The organism is Cryobacterium sp. MDB1-18-1 (genome assembly GCF_004402735.1).
GTDB lineage: Bacteria > Actinomycetota > Actinomycetes > Actinomycetales > Microbacteriaceae > Cryobacterium > Cryobacterium glucosi.
In genome coordinates this window covers 64,016-83,206 of the sequence record NZ_SOFR01000010.1, presented here as the reverse complement: position 1 = coordinate 83,206, position 19,191 = coordinate 64,016, and the positions used below count along the sequence as shown (strand labels likewise).

At 65.7% G+C, this 19,191-nt stretch carries 17 protein-coding genes and 1 riboswitch; of the genes, 10 read left to right on the top strand and 7 right to left on the bottom strand.

The features are described from left to right. Positions 1–13: 13 nt before the first annotated feature. Entirely contained in the window at positions 14–181 is a 168-nt protein-coding gene (locus E3O50_RS19425; protein WP_198413611.1) for a hypothetical protein, read from the bottom strand. Positions 182–510: 329 nt separating this feature from the next. Between E3O50_RS19425 and E3O50_RS02105 the strand changes: the two genes are divergently transcribed. The 4 genes from E3O50_RS02105 to E3O50_RS02090 all read left to right on the top strand — a co-directional run bounded on the left by E3O50_RS02105 (position 511) and on the right by E3O50_RS02090 (position 4,449). After that, positions 511–1,914: a sugar porter family MFS transporter gene (locus tag E3O50_RS02105; RefSeq protein WP_134558554.1), complete on the top strand. Its 1,404-nt coding sequence runs from the start codon at positions 511–513 to the stop codon at positions 1,912–1,914. Between the two features lie 64 nt (positions 1,915–1,978). After that, positions 1,979–2,551, top strand: coding sequence for a sigma-70 family RNA polymerase sigma factor (locus tag E3O50_RS02100; protein WP_241975276.1), 573 nt, complete (start codon positions 1,979–1,981; stop codon positions 2,549–2,551). A gap of 68 nt (positions 2,552–2,619) precedes the next feature. Next, a complete protein-coding gene (locus E3O50_RS02095) occupies positions 2,620–3,915 on the top strand; it encodes a hypothetical protein (protein ID WP_134558553.1) in 1,296 nt (431 codons plus the stop codon). A gap of 3 nt (positions 3,916–3,918) precedes the next feature. After that, positions 3,919–4,449, top strand: coding sequence for a hypothetical protein (locus tag E3O50_RS02090; protein ID WP_134558552.1), 531 nt, complete (start codon positions 3,919–3,921; stop codon positions 4,447–4,449). Here E3O50_RS02090 and E3O50_RS02085 read toward each other — a convergent pair. Then, complete coding sequence (locus tag E3O50_RS02085; RefSeq protein WP_198413610.1) at positions 4,413–5,846, bottom strand: MFS transporter; 1,434 nt, start codon at positions 5,844–5,846, stop codon at positions 4,413–4,415. The genes E3O50_RS02090 and E3O50_RS02085 overlap by 37 nt on opposite strands. A 37-nt stretch (positions 5,847–5,883) precedes the next feature. Here E3O50_RS02085 and E3O50_RS02080 point away from each other — a divergent pair, with 37 nt between their 5' ends. Both E3O50_RS02080 and E3O50_RS02075 read left to right on the top strand, forming a co-directional pair. Further along, positions 5,884–6,804, top strand: a complete 921-nt coding sequence (locus E3O50_RS02080; protein WP_198413404.1) for a helix-turn-helix transcriptional regulator — start codon at positions 5,884–5,886, stop codon at positions 6,802–6,804. Between the two features lie 232 nt (positions 6,805–7,036). Further along, on the top strand, positions 7,037–7,762 hold the full coding sequence (locus E3O50_RS02075; RefSeq protein WP_134558550.1) for a DUF4386 domain-containing protein: 726 nt from the start codon (positions 7,037–7,039) through the stop codon (positions 7,760–7,762). Between the two features lie 115 nt (positions 7,763–7,877). On the opposite strand, the gene E3O50_RS02070 is transcribed toward E3O50_RS02075, so the two are convergent. The 4 genes from E3O50_RS02070 to E3O50_RS02055 all read right to left on the bottom strand — a co-directional run bounded on the left by E3O50_RS02070 (position 7,878) and on the right by E3O50_RS02055 (position 12,307). Beyond that, complete coding sequence (locus E3O50_RS02070) at positions 7,878–8,204, bottom strand: metalloregulator ArsR/SmtB family transcription factor (RefSeq protein WP_134450194.1); 327 nt, start codon at positions 8,202–8,204, stop codon at positions 7,878–7,880. Beyond that, positions 8,201–8,674, bottom strand: a complete 474-nt coding sequence (locus tag E3O50_RS02065; protein ID WP_134558549.1) for an SRPBCC family protein — start codon at positions 8,672–8,674, stop codon at positions 8,201–8,203. Before E3O50_RS02065 ends, E3O50_RS02070 begins: the two co-directional genes overlap by 4 nt. Positions 8,675–8,922: 248 nt before the next feature. After that, positions 8,923–9,774: a pyridoxal kinase PdxY gene (gene pdxY, locus E3O50_RS02060; RefSeq protein ID WP_134558548.1), complete on the bottom strand. Its 852-nt coding sequence runs from the start codon at positions 9,772–9,774 to the stop codon at positions 8,923–8,925. A gap of 226 nt (positions 9,775–10,000) precedes the next feature. Next, positions 10,001–12,307 carry an EAL domain-containing protein gene (locus E3O50_RS02055; protein WP_134558547.1) on the bottom strand — a complete coding sequence of 769 codons (2,307 nt, stop codon included), beginning with the start codon at positions 12,305–12,307 and terminating at the stop codon, positions 10,001–10,003. A 367-nt stretch (positions 12,308–12,674) separates the two neighbouring features. Between E3O50_RS02055 and E3O50_RS02050 the strand changes: the two genes are divergently transcribed. The 4 genes from E3O50_RS02050 (at position 12,675) to E3O50_RS02035 (ending at position 18,438) form a co-directional block, all read left to right on the top strand. Next, positions 12,675–13,286, top strand: coding sequence for an MBL fold metallo-hydrolase (locus tag E3O50_RS02050; RefSeq protein ID WP_134558546.1), 612 nt, complete (start codon positions 12,675–12,677; stop codon positions 13,284–13,286). 338 nt (positions 13,287–13,624) lie between these two features. Next, on the top strand, positions 13,625–14,776 hold the full coding sequence (locus E3O50_RS02045) for a hypothetical protein (RefSeq protein ID WP_134558545.1): 1,152 nt from the start codon (positions 13,625–13,627) through the stop codon (positions 14,774–14,776). Next, positions 14,773–17,433, top strand: coding sequence for a multicopper oxidase domain-containing protein (locus tag E3O50_RS02040; protein WP_134558544.1), 2,661 nt, complete (start codon positions 14,773–14,775; stop codon positions 17,431–17,433). The genes E3O50_RS02045 and E3O50_RS02040 overlap by 4 nt, the downstream gene beginning before the upstream one ends. 150 nt (positions 17,434–17,583) lie before the next feature. Beyond that, positions 17,584–18,438 carry a hypothetical protein gene (locus E3O50_RS02035; RefSeq protein WP_134564542.1) on the top strand — a complete coding sequence of 285 codons (855 nt, stop codon included), beginning with the start codon at positions 17,584–17,586 and terminating at the stop codon, positions 18,436–18,438. 260 nt (positions 18,439–18,698) lie between these two features. Here E3O50_RS02035 and E3O50_RS02030 read toward each other — a convergent pair whose 3' ends face one another. Next, positions 18,699–19,025 carry a multidrug efflux SMR transporter gene (locus tag E3O50_RS02030; RefSeq protein WP_134450272.1) on the bottom strand — a complete coding sequence of 109 codons (327 nt, stop codon included), beginning with the start codon at positions 19,023–19,025 and terminating at the stop codon, positions 18,699–18,701. A gap of 12 nt (positions 19,026–19,037) precedes the next feature. Beyond that, positions 19,038–19,100: riboswitch (guanidine-III (ykkC-III) riboswitch) on the bottom strand. Positions 19,101–19,191: the final 91 nt, after the last annotated feature.

Below are 19,191 nucleotides of genomic sequence, written 5' to 3'. Positions count from 1 at the left end.
CAGAAGGCCCAGCTTAGATGGCGACGTGCCCGAGCTCGCTGTTCTCCGTTGCGCCGGCTCCGAGGCGGAAGCCAAGACGGTTGTCATCGTGGTTGGTGGTCGTGGTGGTGTTCCAGCCGGGGAACAGCCGGAGACTGACCCCGCGGCCGGGCCGAAGGAGCGGGCCCGGTCGGCGAACCACCGCCTCGACCCAAGTCGGTCAGCGGCACGATGCTGAAATCTTGTGAGCTAGGCTAACAAAAAGCTTGATGTTAGCGATCACTTTCGGCCAAAGAGCCCACTGGCGTGGCATCCAAGTCCCATAACCGGGAAGGGCATGCGTCAGAGGCATGCGTCAGAGTGGACAGCTGCGATAGGGAATAGCTGAGCACACCATAATGTGCCGCGCTCCATTTCATCGCCGAGAACGCACTCATGGCACAACGGCCTAGGCCCGAGACGACGTCCCGGCCAGCCATCCTTCCTAGTGATCAACCGGGGCTGAAACTAGTTCCTCACTCGGAGTGAAAAATGGAAAAAGAAAAAAAGATCGACAGCAAGTTCATCTACTTCTTCGGATCATTCGGAGGCATCCTTTTCGGCTACGACATCGGAGTCATGACTGGGGCGCTCCCGTTCCTGCAAAGCGACTGGGGCCTTGACGATGCCGCCATCATCGGTTGGGTAACCTCTGGCGTCATGTTCGGCGCTATCTTCGGTGGCGCTGTGGCCGGACAGCTTTCCGATCGATTCGGACGGCGCAAGATGATTCTCGCCGCAGCGGTCGTCTTCATGCTCGGATCAATTCTCTGCGGCCTGGCACCCGAGGATGGTGTCATCTATCTGGTCATCGCCCGAATCTTCCTGGGGCTGGCGGTCGGCGCGGCGTCCGCATCGGTTCCCGCGTACATGTCCGAGCTTGCACCCGCGCGGCTACGTGGACGCTTGTCCGGCCTGAATCAGACAATGATTGTCTCCGGCATGCTGATCTCATACATCTTGGATTTCCTGCTGAAGGATCTGCCCGAAGCGTGGGCGTGGCGAGTGATGCTCGCGACGGCCGCAGTGCCGGCTGTGATTCTGTATCTGGGCGTGTTGCGGTTGCCCGAATCGCCCCGGTTCCTGGTGAAAGTCGGCAAGGAAGACGAGGCACTCACGGTACTTCGCTACATTCGCCGCCCAGACGAGGTCGATGCCGAGCTCAGATCGATCACAGAAACGGCCCAAGTCGAGAAGCAGGCGGCTGGCAATACCTCACTTGCAACGTTGTTCGACAGCAAGTACCGGTATCTCGTCATTGCGGGTGTCGGTGTCGCCGCGTTCCAGCAGCTCCAAGGTGCCAACGCGATCTTCTACTACATCCCGTTGATCGTGGAAAAGGCCACAGGTAATGCGGCAAGTTCGGCGCTGATGTGGCCGATCATCCAGGGCGTGCTCCTCGTGCTCGGCTCATTGCTGTTCCTGGTGATCGCGGACAAGTTCAACCGACGCCTCTTGCTGACCGTGGGCGGCACGATCATGGGTGTGTCCTTCCTGCTGCCCGCGATACTGAATACCGTGATGAAGGACGCGAACCCGATGATGATCGTGGTGTTCTTGAGCATCTACGTGGCAGCCTATTCGTTCACGTGGGCCCCACTCACCTGGGTGATCGTTGGAGAGATCTTCCCAATGGCGATTCGCGGCAGGGCCTCTGGTATCGCATCGTCCTTCAACTGGATCGGATCGTTCGCTGTCGGTCTCTTGTTCCCGATCATGACCGCACTGATGAGCCAGGACGCGGTGTTCGCGATCTTTGGTGCCATTTGCATTCTTGGTGTCATCTTCATTCGGACTCGTGTCCCCGAAACTCGTGGCCGCACGTTGGAGGACATCGAAACCAAAAGTATTCCGACCCAGAAAGCTTTCGCTTCTTACGAGAGGGCAGGAAGGTGACGATGTTCTCCGAAAATTCGGGCGCTGCGTGCAAGAGTTACGGCGGATGCGACATATTCAGTAGGTGAGCATCGCCGACACCCCAGCCACCGCGGACAGGAGCGAGGGAGTGGCGCTGCCTGACAGTGCGGACCCGCCCACGACTGCGGCCGATGTGGACTGGTTCACCGTGATGGTCCGCGAGTACTCGACCGCGCTCATCCGCTATTTCGCCCGCCGCGGGCCGCGTCAGGATGCCGAGGACCTGGTCGCTGAGGTCTTCGCGACAGCCTGGCGTCGACGCAACGACGTGCCCCGGGAGGCCGTGCTGCCGTGGCTGTATCGCACGGCGGGATTCACGCTCGCGAATGCGCGCAGGAAGCACATCGATCTTCCGGTCGACGAGGTGCCCGAGTCGGGCGTGGCGCGAGTCGACGGCGATCCGGAGCTGAACAGCCTGTTCGATGCGGAACTCCGTGGCGCGCTGGCAAGCGTGAGCGAGCGCGACCGGCAGATCCTTCTTCTGCACGCGTGGGAGGGTCTGGACGGAGCCGAGCTCGCCGAGGTGCTCGGTATCTCCCGATCCGGGGCGGACGCCGCGCTGTCGCGTGCGCGCAAGCGATTGCGAGAAGCCTGGGGCGAGCGGATGTCGTTCTAGGGCTTCTGCAAGATGCGGCACGGAGCGCACATATACCAGGTGAACCGAAAGCCCGGAGGCTGATTGACATGAACGACGACGACAAACAACAAGACCCGGTCGCCCGGCTGCGTGCCGCCGACCCCGCGGGGGATATCGAGGCACGTGCCGGGTTCGCCGACGAGGTCGTCGCTCGGATGACCGGCCCTGAGGCTGAACCGATGGCCGGATCGGCACCCGTGGCCGACCTGGAGAAGGCACGAGCACGCCGACGGCCGCGCTGGCTCCCGTTCGTCGCGGTCGCGGCGTCGATCGCGATCGTCGGTGCCGCGGGATACGGGATCGGAGCGAGCGAAGGCGGGCCGAAGAGCCTGGCCGACGGCGCTGCTCCGCCCATCACTCTGCAGTCCAATGGGCGCCCCGAAAGCGTCGCGCAAGGCGGAATGGAGCCATCCGTGGGTTCTGGCGCCGCGACCGACCAGAAGATGTCTTCCTCGACCTACCCCTACGGATCCGGCCGGAACGCCTTCAGCGCGTCCGGTCTTGGCACACAGGCGGGCACAGCTCAGGCCTATGCCTACGACCCTCGTTCGGCATCCAGCTCAGACAAGGTCGCCGCGCTCGCCGCGGCGCTCGGCATCGGATTACCCGTCGACCTGCGGGACGGCAGCTGGGTCGCCGGCCCGCAGGATGGCAGCGCCCCGAGCCTGTCCGTGAGTCTCGACGGCATGCTGTCCTTCTACTTCCAGAACCCACAGGTGAACCCGTGGAAGTGCGAGGGTGACAGCGCCTGCGAGCCGACCGGCCAGCCGCCGAGCGAAGACGCCGCGATCGGAGCGCTTCGTGCGCTCCTCGCCGCCGCCGGCCGGGACCCTGCCGAGTTCGAATTCACCTCTCAGGTGTCGGAGGGCTCTCCCACACGAACCGTCACGGCAAAACCGGTCATCGACGGGCAGCAGGTCGACCAGGGCTGGTCCTTGGAGATGGCCGAAGGTGGTGTCGTCAACGCCACCGGCGCCCTCGCAGATGTCGTCGCTCTGGGGACGTACCCGGTCGTCAGCGAGCAAGAGGGCTTCGAACGACTCTCAGACCCGCGGTTCAGCGGAGCGGCGACGTCTCTGCCGATCGCCCTCCGCGATCAGGCGTCGACGACCAAGGAGTGGGTGGCACCGACGGAGCCGCCGGCAACACCAGTCGCCGGCACCTCGGTCTCCTGGCCGGTGAACAAGGTCGAGATCGTCAGTGCACGCCTGGGTCTCACCACCCAGTGGCAGCCGGACGGGAGCGTCCTGGTGGTTCCCGCGTTCGCATTCACGGATGCCGAGGGCGGCACCTGGTCGGTTCTCGCCGTCGCGGAATCGAAGCTGGACTTCCGGGCCTTCTAGACCATGACAGTCGCATCGGGCGACTATTTCATTCCCCGGTTCGTGCAGAGGCTGCTCTGCGTCGTGTCACGGGCGACCGCGGCGTTGGTTGACGAACGACTCATGGATCCAAGGATCGCGATCGTCTCGATGCAGGACCGAGTTGCCGGTCTCGGGCATATCCGGATGGATCACCGCGTGCGTTCCTCCGACGACGTCCACCTGGAAGCCATCGATATCGACACGGTCCCCGGGTGCGACGACCGTAACCCGGCCATCGTTGTTGTGGACCTGCGCCACGACGTCTGCCGGCGCCCAGATCCGGGGCTCTCGCTGGGACTCGAGTGCCGCGGAGAGCAGGTCGACGTCGAAGTGGTCGGGGTGGTCGTGTGTTTCCAGGACGGCGGACGTCCCGCCGACCAGCCGAGGCGCAGCAGGTGTGAATGTCCCGCGGTCGATGAGGAGAAAGGTGCGTTCCTTTTGCAGGAGAACCGTGGGATGGGTGTGCTCGTGGAGGATCACGAGAGGGTTGTCGCCTGTTCTGCGTCGGAGTGAGCGTCGGGGTGTGCGTCGAGCGGTGACTCTGGCGCACGGCGAGTGCCGACTCGTCGGAGGACGATGGCGACCACCGCGATGAATGCGGCGACGATGAGGGCGTCGATGCCGATTCCGATGCGCAGGGCGAGGAGGCTGGAGAGGCCGCCGGCAGCGGTCGCGATCGCCGACACGATCGGGGTGCCGAGGGTCATGCCGACCTGCTGTGTCATTGTGACCAAGCCGGTCGCGAGGCCCTGTTGTCCTGGTTCGACACCGGACGTCGCGGCAACCAGGAATGTGACGACGGCGACCATATGACCGATCGCGGCTATGAAGCCGACCACGGAGTAGAGGGCGATCGATCCGGGGTGGTCGTTCACGGCGACGAGTGCGGCGGTTGCCAGCGCCTGGGTTCCGAGGCCGAGGAACATCGCGCCGCGGATACCCAGCCGTCCGACGACGCGGGGTCCGATGACGCCGCCGACGACAGCGCCGACGCCTGTCAAGCCGATGATCAGACCGGTGGTGAGCGGGTCCAGTTCCAGCACGTGCTGGAAGTACATCGTGGACAGGAACACAAGGCCGGTCTCCATCGCGAGCGATGCGAAGCCGATGAGGTGACCGGCGAGGATATTCGGCCGTGTCAGGAGCTTCAGGGGCACCAGCGGGGCGCTGTGGCGTCGCTCGGTGCGGATGAAGAAGACGATCAGGACAATGCTGGCGGCGAGACAGATCAGGCCGTTCGGGTCCGTGACGCCGTGCTCACCGAAGCGGGACATCGCGAAGACCAGGGTGATCAGCGCCGTGGTGATGAGCGCCGCACCGCGCACGTCAAGGCGGGCCTGATGCTCTCTGGTTGGTTCGCGGATGATGAGTAGCGCCAGTACAACGACTGCGGCGGCGATCGGGACGTTGACGAGGAACGCTGCCCGCCAGGACAGGTAGTTCGTCAAGATCCCGCCGAACACCGCGCCGGCAGTGAATCCCAGCGAGGCGAGGACGCTGCTCAGCCCGAGTGCCCGGCGTCGGAGCGGCCCCTCCGGGAAGATGGAGGTGATCAGCGCGAGCGCGGCGGGCATCGCGGCCGCTGTTGCCAAGCCCTGCAGCGCCCGCGCTACGAGCAGAACCGCGGGAGAGCCAGCGAAGCCGCCCACGAGCGATGCTCCAGCGAGGACTGCCATACCGATGACGAACATCCGGCGACGTCCGACCCAATCGCCCAGCCGCCCGAGCAACAATGTGAAGCCCGCCGCGCACAGCGCGAACGTCGTCGCGACCCACTGCACATCGGCGGACGCAAACCCCAATGCCGACCCGATTTCCGGAAGTGCGACGTTCAGAATCGAAAAGTCCACCGAGAGCAGGAACTGTGAGGAAAGGAGGATCAGGAGTGCGACGAGTTGGTGTCGGGTCATACGTGAGTGCATTTGCCCTAGCCTGTCATTGCCGTTGATGACCAGCCAGACCCCCGGTGTGCGTACCACCAGCAGGGTCAGGCTGATCCTCCCGACCGGTCGCTGCACCGCGCATACTGGGATGATGTCAACAGAGTTCGGGGATTTCCTTCGCAGCCGCCGCGCCGCGCTGACTCCGGAAGCGGTTGGGGTGAATGCCTATGGGGCGCGGCGTGTTCCCGGATTGCGGCGAGAAGAGATCGCTCAGCTGGTCGGCGTGAGCGTCGCCTATTACACCCGGCTCGAGCAGGCAGCGGATGCAGAGCGAGCATCTGATCAGGTGATCGAAGCCCTCATTCGCGCCATGCGGCTCGACCCCGATGAAGCACTCCACCTCCGTCGCCTCGCGCGCCCCTCGTACGCGCGTGCGATCGGTGTCCCAGCCGAACGGCCGCGCCAGAGCATCTTGCGGCTCATCGCGGCCCTTCCCGGGCCTGCGATCGTCTTCGATCACGCCAACGATATCTACGCCTGGAACAGGCTCGGTCACCTACTACTTGCCCACGACCTTCCCTTTGACGCGACCGAGCGGGACGACATCCGTCCGAATTTCGCCCAGCGCTTCTTCCTCGGATGCGCCGGCCCCGAGCTGTTCGAGGATTCCGAGACCATGGCGCGCGAAGTCGTTGGGTTCCTCAGGTACTCGTCGAGCACCTGCCCCGACGATAAACGTCTCAGCGGTGTCATCGGTGAGCTCGCACAACGCAGCGACGCGTTCGCCAGAATCTGGGCCGAGCACCCCGTGCACGACCTCAGCTATGGCCAACACCTTTTCGCCCACCCCTTGGTCGGTCGGCTCACCCTCGACTTCGACGTCCTCCGGCCAGCCGAATCCAACCTGCGCGTCCTCACCTACCAGGCACAGCCGGGCACCCCCGACGCCGACGCCTTACAACTCCTCGCCCAACTCAGCCAGTGACGGATGCGAGTGGGCACGTAGCATCGGTCGCGTGAGGTCCATATCATCCGTCACCGGGTCGTAGCTGTCATCGCTCAAAGGGGTTCGGACGGCCACTGGAGGGCGCTCCTATCCCCAGCGGGGACGCGGGACTACGCTGACGAAGCTCAGGATCTTGCGAATCCCGTCGAGACCATCGTGGTTGCCCGATCGACCTGCCTCGACCTGAAAACCGAAAAGTGGAGGAACGAACATGGCCACCGAACACGCAACCGTCCCGGCTCGCTCCCCATATCGAAGGACTTCGTTGATCGCGGGCATCCTTTACATGCTCACCTTCGTCTCGATTCCGTCCCTCGTGCTGTACGGCCCGGTGAAGGGTGCGGACTATGTTCTTGGCCCCGGCCCGGACACCGGGGCCGTGCTCGGCGGTCTCTCGGAGATCATTGTCGCCCTCGCGGGTATCGGCACCGCCGTCGTATTGTTCCCCGTGCTCAAGAAGCAGAACGAAGCGGCCGCACTGGGCCTGGTGGCCGCACGGATACTGGAGTCGAGCGCCATTTTGCTCGGCGTTGCCGTGATCCTGACGATCGTGGCATTGCGGCAGGGCGGCTCTGGAACAGACGTCGTGGTCACCGGCCATACGCTCGCCTACTTGTACGATCGCATCTTCCTCTTGAGTCAGAGTTTCATGCCGGCCGTCTGTGACCTGCTGCTGGGGATCTTGCTGTTCCAATCCCGTCTGGTGCCCCGGGCCCTGTCCCTGATCGGAATCGTTGGAGCCCCCGTACTCCTTGCCGGCTATCTCGCCGTATTCACCGGGCTCATCGGTCAACACGACGCATTGGCGGGAGCCTCAGCGCTCCTCGTTGCCGTATTCGAGTTCTCGCTCGGCATCTGGCTGATCGTCAGAGGGTTCAGCCCCCAGGCCATCGTGGCCCTGGAAAAGAGGAGCTTGTCCAGCGCTGCTGTTCGATAGTTCACCGGGGTCCTTCCCGTCGCCACTGTCTCGGATTCCGAGGTACGCGCACAGACGACGGCAGCGTCGGGAACAGATTCCGCGGGGATGTCGCCGGGTCTCGGGATCGAGTGCGTTACTCCGACTCCAGCGCCTCCGCGATCTGCTTGATCGTCGCCAGCCGGCGGTCCCACTGCGCCCCGATCAGGTCGAGCCGCCGGGCGGTCTCGGCGAGCTGGCTGCCCAGCACCCGGTACCGGACTTCGCGACCCACTCGCACTGGCTCGACCAGTCCGACGTCCTGCAGCACCGCCAGGTGCTTGGCGATCGCCTGGCGCGAGACGGGGAGGACCTCGGCGAGGGCGGACGCCGATGCGTCCGCCCCGCCGAGGGCTGCCAGGATGCTCCAGCGCGTGTCATCGCCGAGGGCGGCGAAAACGGGAACGAGGGTGGACGCGGTCACTCGGAACCTTCGAGGTAGGCGACCAACTCGTCCAGCTCGAAGTCCCAGCCACCGCGGTTGCCGTCCATGCTCGCGGCGGGGTCACGGAGGGCGTCGAAACCGGATTCGACGACCGTGAGTTGCGTGCCGGCATCCACTGTTTCGAGGGTGAAGCGGAAGACGGTGGTCTCGCCCGACTCGAGAGTGGATGCGGCGGCGTTGCTGTTGCCCCAGCGGTAGGCGATCATGTGCGGCGGGTCGAGCTCCTCGATGCGGACCGGGAAGTCGCCATGGTCGGACCAGCCGAAGACACCGGTGGTGCCGACCGCGAGCGGTGACAGGGTTGCGCGCTCGGGAAACCAGCGGGCGATGTGCTGCGCCTCGGTGACGGCGGCCCAGACCTTCTCGATGGAGGCTGCGATGGTGATGGTTCGTGAGACGGTGAACTTGTCGGCATCGATAACGGACAACTCGTTGATCTTCGTGCTCATGGTGCATCCCTTCGGTGGATTAGTCCTTCAGTTGATTGCTGCAACCTAAGCGTTGCACAAGCGGAAGCCAACTGCAACCAAAAAGTTGCAAACGAGTGTTGCTGTCGTGAGGACAATTCAGAGCGCGGTTGCCATTGAAACGAAGCGGCCCGACAGATGGGGCGCTTTGTGGAGGCGACGCGTTGTCCGCTCTGCACGTCGGCGTATCCGCCGGCTGCCGTGTTGGCCGCTTTCGGGGCCTCCAGCGGTTATCGCACGCGCTGGGCGGTGAACTGCATGCGTGGGTGCGCATAGGATTCTTGCGCCTGAACGAGCTGCAGTTCCCGCTCACCTGACTGGTAGGTCAGCTCGAGGAGATCGAACACGCTGGACACGGTCCGTTCCAGCGCTACCGCAGCGTCACCTGTCGCGCGGTAGTGCGCCGAGAAGAGCGCTGCGGTGACGTCGCCCGATCCGTTGGCTTTGAAAGGGATATAGGGCGTCTGCACGATCCACGCGCCGGCAGCATCCACGGCGAGCATCTCGATGGTGCCGTGTTCGCGGTCGGGGCGTTCCACGCTGGTCACGAGCACGGTGTCCGGTCCCATCGCCCGGGCGATGTCGACGGATTCGAGTGTGGAGTCCAGCGTCGAGGGCTCGGTTCCGGTGAGGAATCCCAGTTCGAACTGGTTCGGAGTGATGATGTCGGCCACGGGGACGACGCGCTCCCGAAGCAGGTGGGGGATCTCGGGCGCCACGAAGCACCCGGACTTCGCGTTACCCATCACAGGGTCGCACGCGTAGATGGCCGAGGGGTTCGCCGCCTTCACCCGCCGCACCGCATCCACGATGACGTCGCCGATCCCGGTGCCGCCCTGATATCCCGAGAGCACGACGTCGATCTGGGGGAGCACACCACGATCTTCGATACCAAGGATGACATCGTGCACATCTTCGGGTGCAATAAGGGATCCGCGCCACGCGCCATATCCCGTGTGATTGGAGAAGTTCACCGTGTTGACCGGCAGCACTTCGACCCCGATGCGCTGGAGGGGGAACACTGCTGCGGAGTTGCCAACGTGGCCATATGCGACGGCTGACTGAATCGAGAGAATCTTCACGACACCAATCCTCCTCCCTTCGAACGGTCAGGGCTGTCGGGGCAGTCGAAACCAACGGAATCCCGCGGCGCGTGTCATCGGCGGTCCCACTGCGCCCCCGATCAGGTCGAGCCGCCGGGTGGTCTTCGGTCTACTATCGCGTCGAATGGGATCGCACGCGTGAGGCACAGGATACGAGGAGAGCGCGTATGCCGAGGAGCGGGTAGGCGAAACCCGTGGCGGAAGGTCAGTCGAGAGAAGGCAGCAGGCCAGTCATCTCAGTGAACTCGTCGGCGATGTCTCGGGCGCTGAGCCACAGGTCGAGCTCGGCGGCGGGGACGGGCCGGGACATGTAGTAGCCCTGGGCTTGATCGCAGCCGAGGCAGACGAGCTCGGTGTAAGCGGCCTTGGTCTCGACGCCTTCGGCAACCAGCCGCAGGCCGAGGCTGTGGGCCAGGCCAATCGTGGAGGCGACCAGTGCTGCAGCGCGGGCGTCGTCGACCATCGGGAAGACGAACGAGCGGTCCAGCTTGAGCTCGTCGAGGGGCAGATCGCGCAGGTAGGAGAGTGAGCTGTACCCGGTGCCGAAGTCGTCGATGGAGATCTGGATACCGCTGCTCCGCAGCCGGGTCAGGATGCTCCGGGCCCGGTCGCGGTCGGCCATCAGGAACTCCTCGGTGATCTCCAGCTGGAGGGCACCCGGCGGGAGGTTACGGACCGTCAGCATCGCTGCGACCTCGTCGGGCAGGCTGGTGTCGATCAGCGTGCTGCCCGAGAGGTTGACTGCGACCGTGAGGGGTCGGCCTTCGGCGTGCCACACCGCCGCCTGGTCCAGGGCGACCTGAAGGACGACCCGGGTCAGGGTCCGCATCAATCCTGATTCTTCGACCAAGGCCAGGAACGCGTCGGGGTAGAGCAGACCGCGGGTAGGGTGATCCCAGCGCACCAGCGCCTCTACGTTGTGGACCTCGCCGGTGTCCAGGTCGATCTTGGGCTGGTAATGCACCACGAGCTGGTCGGTGGTCAGTGCGGTTCGCAGTTCCTCGACCGTCTTCAGCCGGGTGGTGGCGTCGGTGTCGTCGGCGGTGTTGTAGACGTGCTGGCCACGGCCCGATGTTTTGGCCTTGTACATGGCGATATCGGCCGTGCGTAACAAGGAGCTCAGGTCCAGACCGTGGTCGGGGAAGAGCGCGATACCGACGCTGACACTGGTGTGCAGTGTGATGTCCTCCAGAGCGAACGGCTCGGCCAGCGCGGCGCGCAACTTGACGGTCACGTCAATGGCCTCGGCGTGGCCGGCATCCTCGAGCAGGACCGCGAACTCGTCGCCGCCCAGACGCGCCAGCAGGTCCCCAGGCCGCAGGTGCTCACGCAGGCGGGCGCCGACCTGGACCAGCAGCTGGTCTCCGGCGTGGTGGCCCAGGCTGTCGTTGACCTCTTTGAACTTATCCAGGTCGAGCATCAGCAGCGACTGGCGGCGACGCTCCGGGTCCACCAAGCGCGCGTGCCCCTCTACGTGGAGGGCCCGCCGGTTCGGGAGGCCTGTTAAGTCGTCCGTTGCAGAGGCAACGCGGCGCAGATGCGCCATCCACGCGACCTGACGGAAGGCGACCTGGGTGCGAGCTGTCGCCGCGACCAACGTCGCCCCCGCAAGAGCGACCGAAAGCGTTGACAAGGGCACCCGGCTGCTCACCAAGAGCACCCCTAGCCCTGCGGCGGTGGCCACCACCGGCACCATCAGTGCCGCCCTGCCGGTCGCTGGGCTCGTCTCGGGTGCCGCGGCCGGATGAGTTCGCTCCATACCGTCGACCCACAATGCCAACAGGGCAAGTCCGATCGCCCAGGCCGCGGCTAGCGGCGTACCGCGCACATACGTGTTGGCGTTCACCTGCAGCGCGTAGAGCACGTCCGCCGCGGCAAAGACCAGCAGGCCCACGAACAGCAACACCCACCGTCTTCCCAGCCGCCTGCCCCCCAAGGCGCCGATCCCGCCGATAGCGGCCACGAGCAGCAGATCGAAGAGTGGGAAGGAGATCGCCGTCACGGTGGCCAACCACGATGAACTGGTCAGGGCCGAGTCCAGCACCGGGCTCAGCGGAATCGCCAGCACCGCGGCTGCGCCGAGCGACCCCACCACGCAGTCCAGCCAGACCGACGATGCCAGCGTCCGCACGTGGCGGCGCACCGCAACGATCAGAGCGGCCAGCATCAGCAGGTAGAACAGCGAATACAGGACGTCGCCAACCGACGGGAACGGAATCGAGCCGGTCGTGGCCTCTACCCAGGCTCTGTAACAGTCACCAGCAACGTAGGCGGTCATCGCGGTCGCGGCGAGCAGAACCTCCGGGCGCCGAAGTCCGACCCTTCCGACAGCCATCCAGCACACTGCGACGGGTAACAGGTCCGTCAGCCCTACCGAGACGACAAGGACCGGCTCGAACCAGACGTCACCTGCCGGGCCCCATCCGCCCCAATGCACAGCCAGCCCGACCACGCTGGCGGCCAGGACCAGGACCATCGCCCACACCAGTCCGGTATGAATTCGCGCGCGCATCAGCGCCTCACCGGAATAGGCAGACTTGAGGTAGTACTCCGGACCAGGTCGCGTTCGCGAGGACAGACGCTCGAACGATCAACCACAGTCCCCCCTAGAACTCCCACCAATCTATCGACCCATTGAGTGACATTCCCCTAAAGAGGTGTCGACCCGAGGTCGCCGCCCCAAACTGGGGGAGTCGCGAAGGTCGAGGCCTCCACGCCCCCAGTCCACAGACACACGCTCACCTTGGCGAATGGTCCACTCAACTGGTCAATAAATGGCCCTTCACGCTGGAACGTAGAGCTTCTAGGTTGGGTGCTGTGAACGTCGGAATCTGGGCTGAACGAACGACAACATCCGCTACTCGCGAAGGAGACGCGTCATGAACGCCCCCATCACAATCACGCCCATTCATGTCGGTGACTTGACCGCAGAGGGGTACCCAATGCCCGTCTACGTGCACCTCATCGAACATCCCGATGCGAGGGTGCTCGTCGACACCGGTTTCACAGAGATCCACCCCGCAGCGGCCGATCTCGACCCTCGCCCCCACTCTCTCAAGGCGCAGGCATTCGACCTCGAGAGCGTCGACATCGTCATCAACACACACCTTCACTTCGACCACTGTGGCGGCAACCACCTCTTCCCCGGCACGCCCATCTACGTCCAGCGCCAGGAACTTGACGATGCCCGCACCGAAGACGACTACACCATCCGAGAATGGGTGGACCCGCCCGGCGTGCACTATGTACCCGTCGATGGAGAATTCGACCTGCTTCCCGGGATTCGACTCCTCCCGGCGCCGGGCCACACCCGCGGCTCACAGATCGTTGTCGTCGATACCGGCGAGCGTCCGACAATCATCGCCGGAGACACCGCGGTGTGGTTCGGCGAGCTGGACAACCCCGAGACCGAAGGCCAGCGACTGATTCGCTCGCTGCATCCTGAACACGTCTGGATCACGCACGAGCACACGTCCTGGACCGCAGATTAGCGGGATCTCCGTGTGCGACCGCGTCATCGGTTTCGCCGTGTCGTTCGCCGGCCGCGTGTAGCAGCCAGCGCTCTTATGGCACGATCCTATTAAAAGGATGTTCGTCCTCTATAATGGCACTCTGGGGTCATTCGACCCGCCCGAAGGAGAAGCCGTGACCGTCGAACCGATCATCCTGTCATCGGACCGTCGCCGTGCCGAACCTGCCGACCATGAAGCATCGGCCGAAGCGCCCACGCGCGCCATCTGACCCCGACGCTATCCTGACCTGACCCACGCCGATGACTACGCCGAGCCCTCTTCGCCGAACCGGCAGCGCTACGCGGGGCACCGGCCCGATGGAGCGGCCTCCTGTCACCGCCCGGCTGGTCTTCCTGCTCCTCGGGGGCATCGCCCTGCTCGCCGGACTCAACGGCGCGCTGCTCCTGCTCGGCCTCTGGGCGCCCGTCGACAGCACCCGACTCACGGAGGTGCACGGCCCGCTGATGGTGTTCGGCTTCGTCGGCACCGTCGTGGTGCTCGAGCGGGCCGTGGCCGTCCGCCGCACGTGGGCCTATCTCTCGCCCGGCCTGCTCGGTGCCGGCGGCATCGCGCTCATCTCACCGCTGCCGGTGGTCGTGGGCCAGGCCGCCTTGGTCGCCGGCACCACTATGTTGCTGGCGATCTACAGCGAGATCTGGCGCAAGCAGGGCTCGGTCTCCACCGCCGTACAGGTGCTCGGCGCCCTGGCCGGGCTCATGGCCACGATCTTCTGGCTGCGCGGAATCGGCATCCCGCAGCTCGCACCGTTGCTCATTCTTTTCCTGGTTCTCACGATCGCCGGCGAACGCCTCGAACTGTCCCGCATCTCGCCCACCGTCAACCGGCGCGCCGAACAGTGGATGCTCGGCATCAGCCTCGCGCTCAGCTTCGGCTCGGTCGTCGCCCTGGTCTGGCCGATCGCCGGCTACCCCCTGCTCGGTGCCGGGATGCTGGCGCTGGTGGCCTGGCTGTTCCGGCACGACATCGCCACCCGCATGGTGCGCTCGGTCGGGTTACCCCGCTACATGGCCTGGTGCCTGCTGGCCGGGTATGGCTGGCTCGCCGTCGTGGGCGGCATCTGGTTGCTGCGGGGTCCGGTCTACTCCGGCCCCGGTTACGACGCCATGATGCACGCCGTGTTCCTGGGCTTCGTCATGTCGATGATCATGGCGCACGCTCCCACCATCCTGCCGGCCGTGCTGCGCCGGCCATTGCCGTATCGGCCGGTCATGTACTTGCCGGCGTCGCTGCTGCATGTGTCGCTGCTGGTGCGGGTACTCTTCGGCGACGCCTATGGCCGGCCGGTGCTGGTGCAGTGGGGCGGAGTGTTCAACATCGTCGCGGTGCTGCTGTTCGTGGCGATTGCCGCAGTCTCGGTTCTGCGCGGAACCACCGTGCCGCCCGTGCGGACGACACCGCGCAACACTGCGACCCCGTCAGCAGCGCCCCTGGGGAGGTCGCTGCTGTGAAAGACAAGCTCTGGCACATCGTCTCGGGCAGCCTGGTGCCCGCGTGGCTGGCTGCCGCGGTGATCCTCACCCTGCTGCACCGCCAACTGCCCTCGTCGGGCTGGCTGCTCGTGCACCTGCTGCTCCTCGGCGCGGTGAGCACGGCCATCCTGATCTGGAGCCAGCACTTCGCCGATACCCTGCTACGGCGCAAGGCCCTCGGCCATCGTCTCTCGCTCGGACTGCGGTTGAGTACGCACACCGTCGGCGCCATCGCGGTGATGACGGGCATTGTCATCGGCTGGTATCCGCTCGTGCTGGTCGGCGGCATCCTGGTGGGCCTGAACGCGTTGGCCCACGCCGCCGTCATCGTGGGTCAGACCCGGGGTGCGATGCCGGGCCGGTTCGCCCCGCTGGTGCGCTACTACGTGGCGAGCGCGGTGATGCTCGCCGCCGGCGTCACCCTGGGCATCCTGATGGCCCGGCTCGACGGGGGAGGCGAAGACTACGAACGCCTGTTCATCGGTCACCTCGCGTTCAACCTGCTCGGCTGGGTCGGCCTCACCGTGATCGGCACCATCGCACTGCTCTGGCCGACCGTCTTGCACACCCGCGTCGCGGGCGCGACAGTGGCAGCCGGCAGCACCTTGACGGTGCTGGCGGGTGGCCTGGTTCTCGTCGGGCTGGGCTGCCTTGCCGACCTGCGCCTCGTCGTTGCACTCGGTGTTCTGGTCTACCTGGTGGCCCTCGGCCGCGTGCTCTGGGAGGGTGTCGGGCACCTGCGCCGGGCGCCAGCTGTGACCTTCGCAGCCTGGAGCCTGGGCGCCGCGCAGATCTGGTTCGCGCTCTGCACCCTCGGGTTCGGTCTGCGCGTGGCGTCCGCCCCCAGCTGGACGGTCGCGGCCGCCGGCGTGGAAACACTGGTGCCGTACTTCGCGATCGGCTTCGCCGCCCAGATCCTGCTCGGCGCCCTCAGCCACCTCGTGCCCGTCGTGCTCGGTGGCGGCCCGGCCGCCCTCAAAGCCGCCGCCGCCGAGCTCGATCGCGGCGGCTTGTTCCGGGTCGTGGTCGTCAACGGCGCCCTCCTCCTGTCGCTGCTGCCGGTCTCCAGCACCCTCACCGTGGCGCTGTCGATGCTGATCGTGGCGACCCTGGCCAGCTTCCTGGTGCTGTTCACCCGGGCCCTCCGCGCCAACCGGCGGGTGCGCGCCCTGCCGCTCGTGCGCGTGGCGCCGGGCGAACGGCCGGTGCAGGGCCCGCGACCGCGCAGCACCGGGCGGATGCTCGCGGCCGCGAGCGTGCTGCTCCTCACGGTGACCGTGGGCATCGTTGTCGACCCGGCCTCGGTGGAAATGTCGGCGGTGTCGACCCAGGCCGCGGGCTCCTCTGGAACCGCTGCCGCGACCGGTCACACCACCACGGTCGCCGTGGACATGGTGCACACCCGCTTTGTGCCCGACCGCATCGAGGTGCCGCTCGGCGACGCACTCATGATCACCCTCACCAATAGCGACGACATGGCGCACAACCTGGTGCTGGAGTCCGGCCTTGTGTCGGGGTCACTTGACCCGGGCACCACCACGACCGTGGCCGTTGGCGTGATCGGCGCGAGCGTGGACGGCTGGTGCTCGATCGCCGGACACCGGCTGCTGGGCATGGAGATCAGCATCGTCGCGGTGGGCGACGCGGGCGCATCCGCCACCGGCGACAGCACCTCGATGGGCGGCATGGCGGGCGTGTCCGCGGACGGCAGCCACACCGGCCACGACGCGGCCGCGACGGGAACCTCTGCGGCCGCCGACATCGACCCCTCGGCCGTACCCGACGCGAATTTCGAGGCGCACGATGCCGTGCTGCCGCCCGCTCCAGACGCCACGGTGCATCGCCGTACCTTGGTCGTGCGCAATGTGGAAACCGAGGTGGCCCCCGGTGTCACCCAGATGCTCTGGACCTTCAACGGCACCGCGCCCGGCCCCACCCTGCGCGGCAGGGTGGGCGACGTGTTCGAAATCACCCTGGTGAACAAGGGCACGGTCGGGCACTCCATCGACTTCCACGCAGGCACCGTCGCCCCCGACGCCGTGATGCGCACCATCCAGCCCGGTGAGAGCCTGGTCTACACGTTCACCGCCACCCGGTCGGGCATCTGGCTCTATCACTGCTCCACCATGCCCATGTCGGTGCACATCGCGAACGGCATGTTCGGTGCCGTGATCATCGACCCGCCCGGCCTGGCCGACGTAGACCGCGAGTACCTCCTGGTGCAGTCCGAGCTCTACCTCGGCGCGCAGGGCGGCGAGGTCGACGCCGTCAAGGTCAAGGCGCAGACCCCCGACCTGATGGTCTTCAACGGCTACGCCAACCAGTACGCCGCCCGTCCGCTTCCGGCCCGTGTCGGCGAGACCGTGCGGGTCTGGGTGCTGGATGCCGGCCCGAACGTGGGCAGCGCCTTCCACATCGTCGGCGGCCAGTTCCATACCGTCTATAGGGAGGGCGACTACCCGCTCAAGGACGGCGGCAGCACCGGGACGGGTGGCTCGCAAGTGCTCGATCTGGCCGCCGCGCAGGGCGGATTCGTGGAGCTGTCCTTCTCCGAGGCTGGGCACTATCCGTTCGTGAGCCACGTCATGTCGGACGCCGAGAAGGGCGCGCGCGGCATCTTTGAGGTGTTGCCGTGAGTGAGTCGCCGAACACCGTGACGCAGGCTGCGGGAACGCGACCATGCTGACACGTGATCGGCACAAGGCGCGTTGAAATTTTCTGACCCGATCAGGGGCAATTTGCCGTGAATTGCCCGCGGATGGCGTTCAATAGTCATGGGGGTGGTCATGAAGACTGCGGGGGAGTCCGATCTGGTTTTTTCGCGCGGGTCGAATAGTGCGGATCGCCGCGCGTCCGGGTTGCTGTTCGACCGTGTCCGCTCTTCGGAAGCGACGGCACCACCGTTCTCGGCACCTTCCGCGTCTCTCCCTGACGGCAGCATCCATCGGGTGCGCCCAACACTGAAGGTCCCGGCTCCGCGCGCGGCACGGGTGTCCTGGAAGGTCCTCGGCATTGCGCTCGTGCTCCTCGTGCTGAGCGGATGCGCCGCCGCGCCGGTCGCTCCACCGTCGGCCACGCCCATCCCGGCGCCCATCCCGCCCGTGATGACCGAGGCCGCCCGGCAGGAGCTGGCCGATCAGGCGCAAACTGCCTTGCGCGACGGATTCGTCGCCAGCTATCCGGACGTGGCCGTGCCGACGGCGACGCGGGAGAGGTTCCTGAGTCTGGAGGAAATCCCGTCGGTGATCGCCGCCTGCTTGACCGCCGCAGGAGTCCCTGCGGTCGCGAGCCCTGAGGGCGGCATCGAAACCTACGTGGCGCTCGGCGACGAGGAGCGTCATGCGATCGCGGACTACGTCTGCAATACCCGGTTTCCCAGCGACCCGAAGAACTCCGTTCCGCTGAACGAGTCGCAGATCACCTACCTCTACCAGTACCAAACAACGGTCCTCATGCCGTGCCTGGAAGCCGCCCACATCCGGGTTGATCCGCCACCGACCCTGGAATCCTTCATGGCCAACTACACCGGCCAAGGCCCCGCAACCGTGACCTGGCAGCCCTATGCACACATCGACCAGGGGCCCCCCGATCAAGGCATCTACAAACAATGCCCACAAATGCCCGAACACCTCAGGGACTGAACACCCATCGCCACTCGCTTCGGCGTCTACCCCGAGCAGGTCGAGACCCTCGTCGGCGGCAAGGTCGGGATGTCCACCATCCATCCCGGCGACAAACTCCAATTCGGCACCCGCGGCTACACCTGATCGATCGTCAACGATGCCGCGCTCGACCCGTGGCACGAAGCGGTGAGCCCAATGCGCTTCGAGGCGTTGGTTCCAGCCGTCGGGCACGGACATTCGCCGGTGAAAGCGAACGGCCGGGGTATCTGTTTTGAATGCTAGTGACCGGCGTCGCTCACGAGCTTCAGTCCGATCACGCAGCCGATCAGTCCCAGGAGGAGCACGATCTTGAGGATGCTGAGCGATTCGGTCCCGGTGACCATCGCGTAGACGACGGTCAGCGTCGCACCGATCCCGACCCAGACGGCATAGCCGGTCCCGATCGGGATCTCTCTCAGTGCGAAAGCGAGTCCCGCCATGCTTGCGATGATCCCCGCACCGAACACGAGGGTCGGGACGAGCTTTGTGAATCCCGCCGACTTGCCCAGGGCGGTTGCCCAGACGGCCTCGAGAACTCCGGAGAGGGACAGAACGATCCACGGCAACATGATGACTCCACTGGCAAGTCTTGTCGCGTACCGGGTACTTGGCCATCGTCCGGGAACCGTCAGGGGCTCTGCGGCCATTCTGCTTGAGCGCCCTGAGCAACGCCTGATCACCGCGCCAGGCCGGCGGTTTCACTGCCAGGACACGCGAGTCTCCACTCCCGTG

Bases quoted from the DNA above. Each gene is read 5' to 3' on its own strand.
- E3O50_RS02105 (WP_134558554.1), top strand. From the start codon at position 511: ATGGAAAAAGAAAAAAAGATCGACAGCAAGTTCATCTACTTCTTCGGA.
- E3O50_RS02095 (WP_134558553.1), top strand. From the start codon at position 2,620: ATGAACGACGACGACAAACAACAAGACCCGGTCGCCCGGCTGCGTGCC.
- E3O50_RS02090 (WP_134558552.1), top strand. From the start codon at position 3,919: ATGACAGTCGCATCGGGCGACTATTTCATTCCCCGGTTCGTGCAGAGG.
- E3O50_RS02085 (WP_198413610.1), bottom strand. From the start codon at position 5,846: ATGACCCGACACCAACTCGTCGCACTCCTGATCCTCCTTTCCTCACAG.
- E3O50_RS02080 (WP_198413404.1), top strand. From the start codon at position 5,884: ATGACCAGCCAGACCCCCGGTGTGCGTACCACCAGCAGGGTCAGGCTG.
- E3O50_RS02075 (WP_134558550.1), top strand. From the start codon at position 7,037: ATGGCCACCGAACACGCAACCGTCCCGGCTCGCTCCCCATATCGAAGG.
- E3O50_RS02065 (WP_134558549.1), bottom strand. From the start codon at position 8,674: ATGAGCACGAAGATCAACGAGTTGTCCGTTATCGATGCCGACAAGTTC.
- E3O50_RS02055 (WP_134558547.1), bottom strand. From the start codon at position 12,307: ATGCGCGCGCGAATTCATACCGGACTGGTGTGGGCGATGGTCCTGGTC.
- E3O50_RS02050 (WP_134558546.1), top strand. From the start codon at position 12,675: ATGAACGCCCCCATCACAATCACGCCCATTCATGTCGGTGACTTGACC.
- E3O50_RS02045 (WP_134558545.1), top strand. From the start codon at position 13,625: ATGGAGCGGCCTCCTGTCACCGCCCGGCTGGTCTTCCTGCTCCTCGGG.
- E3O50_RS02035 (WP_134564542.1), top strand. From the start codon at position 17,584: ATGAAGACTGCGGGGGAGTCCGATCTGGTTTTTTCGCGCGGGTCGAAT.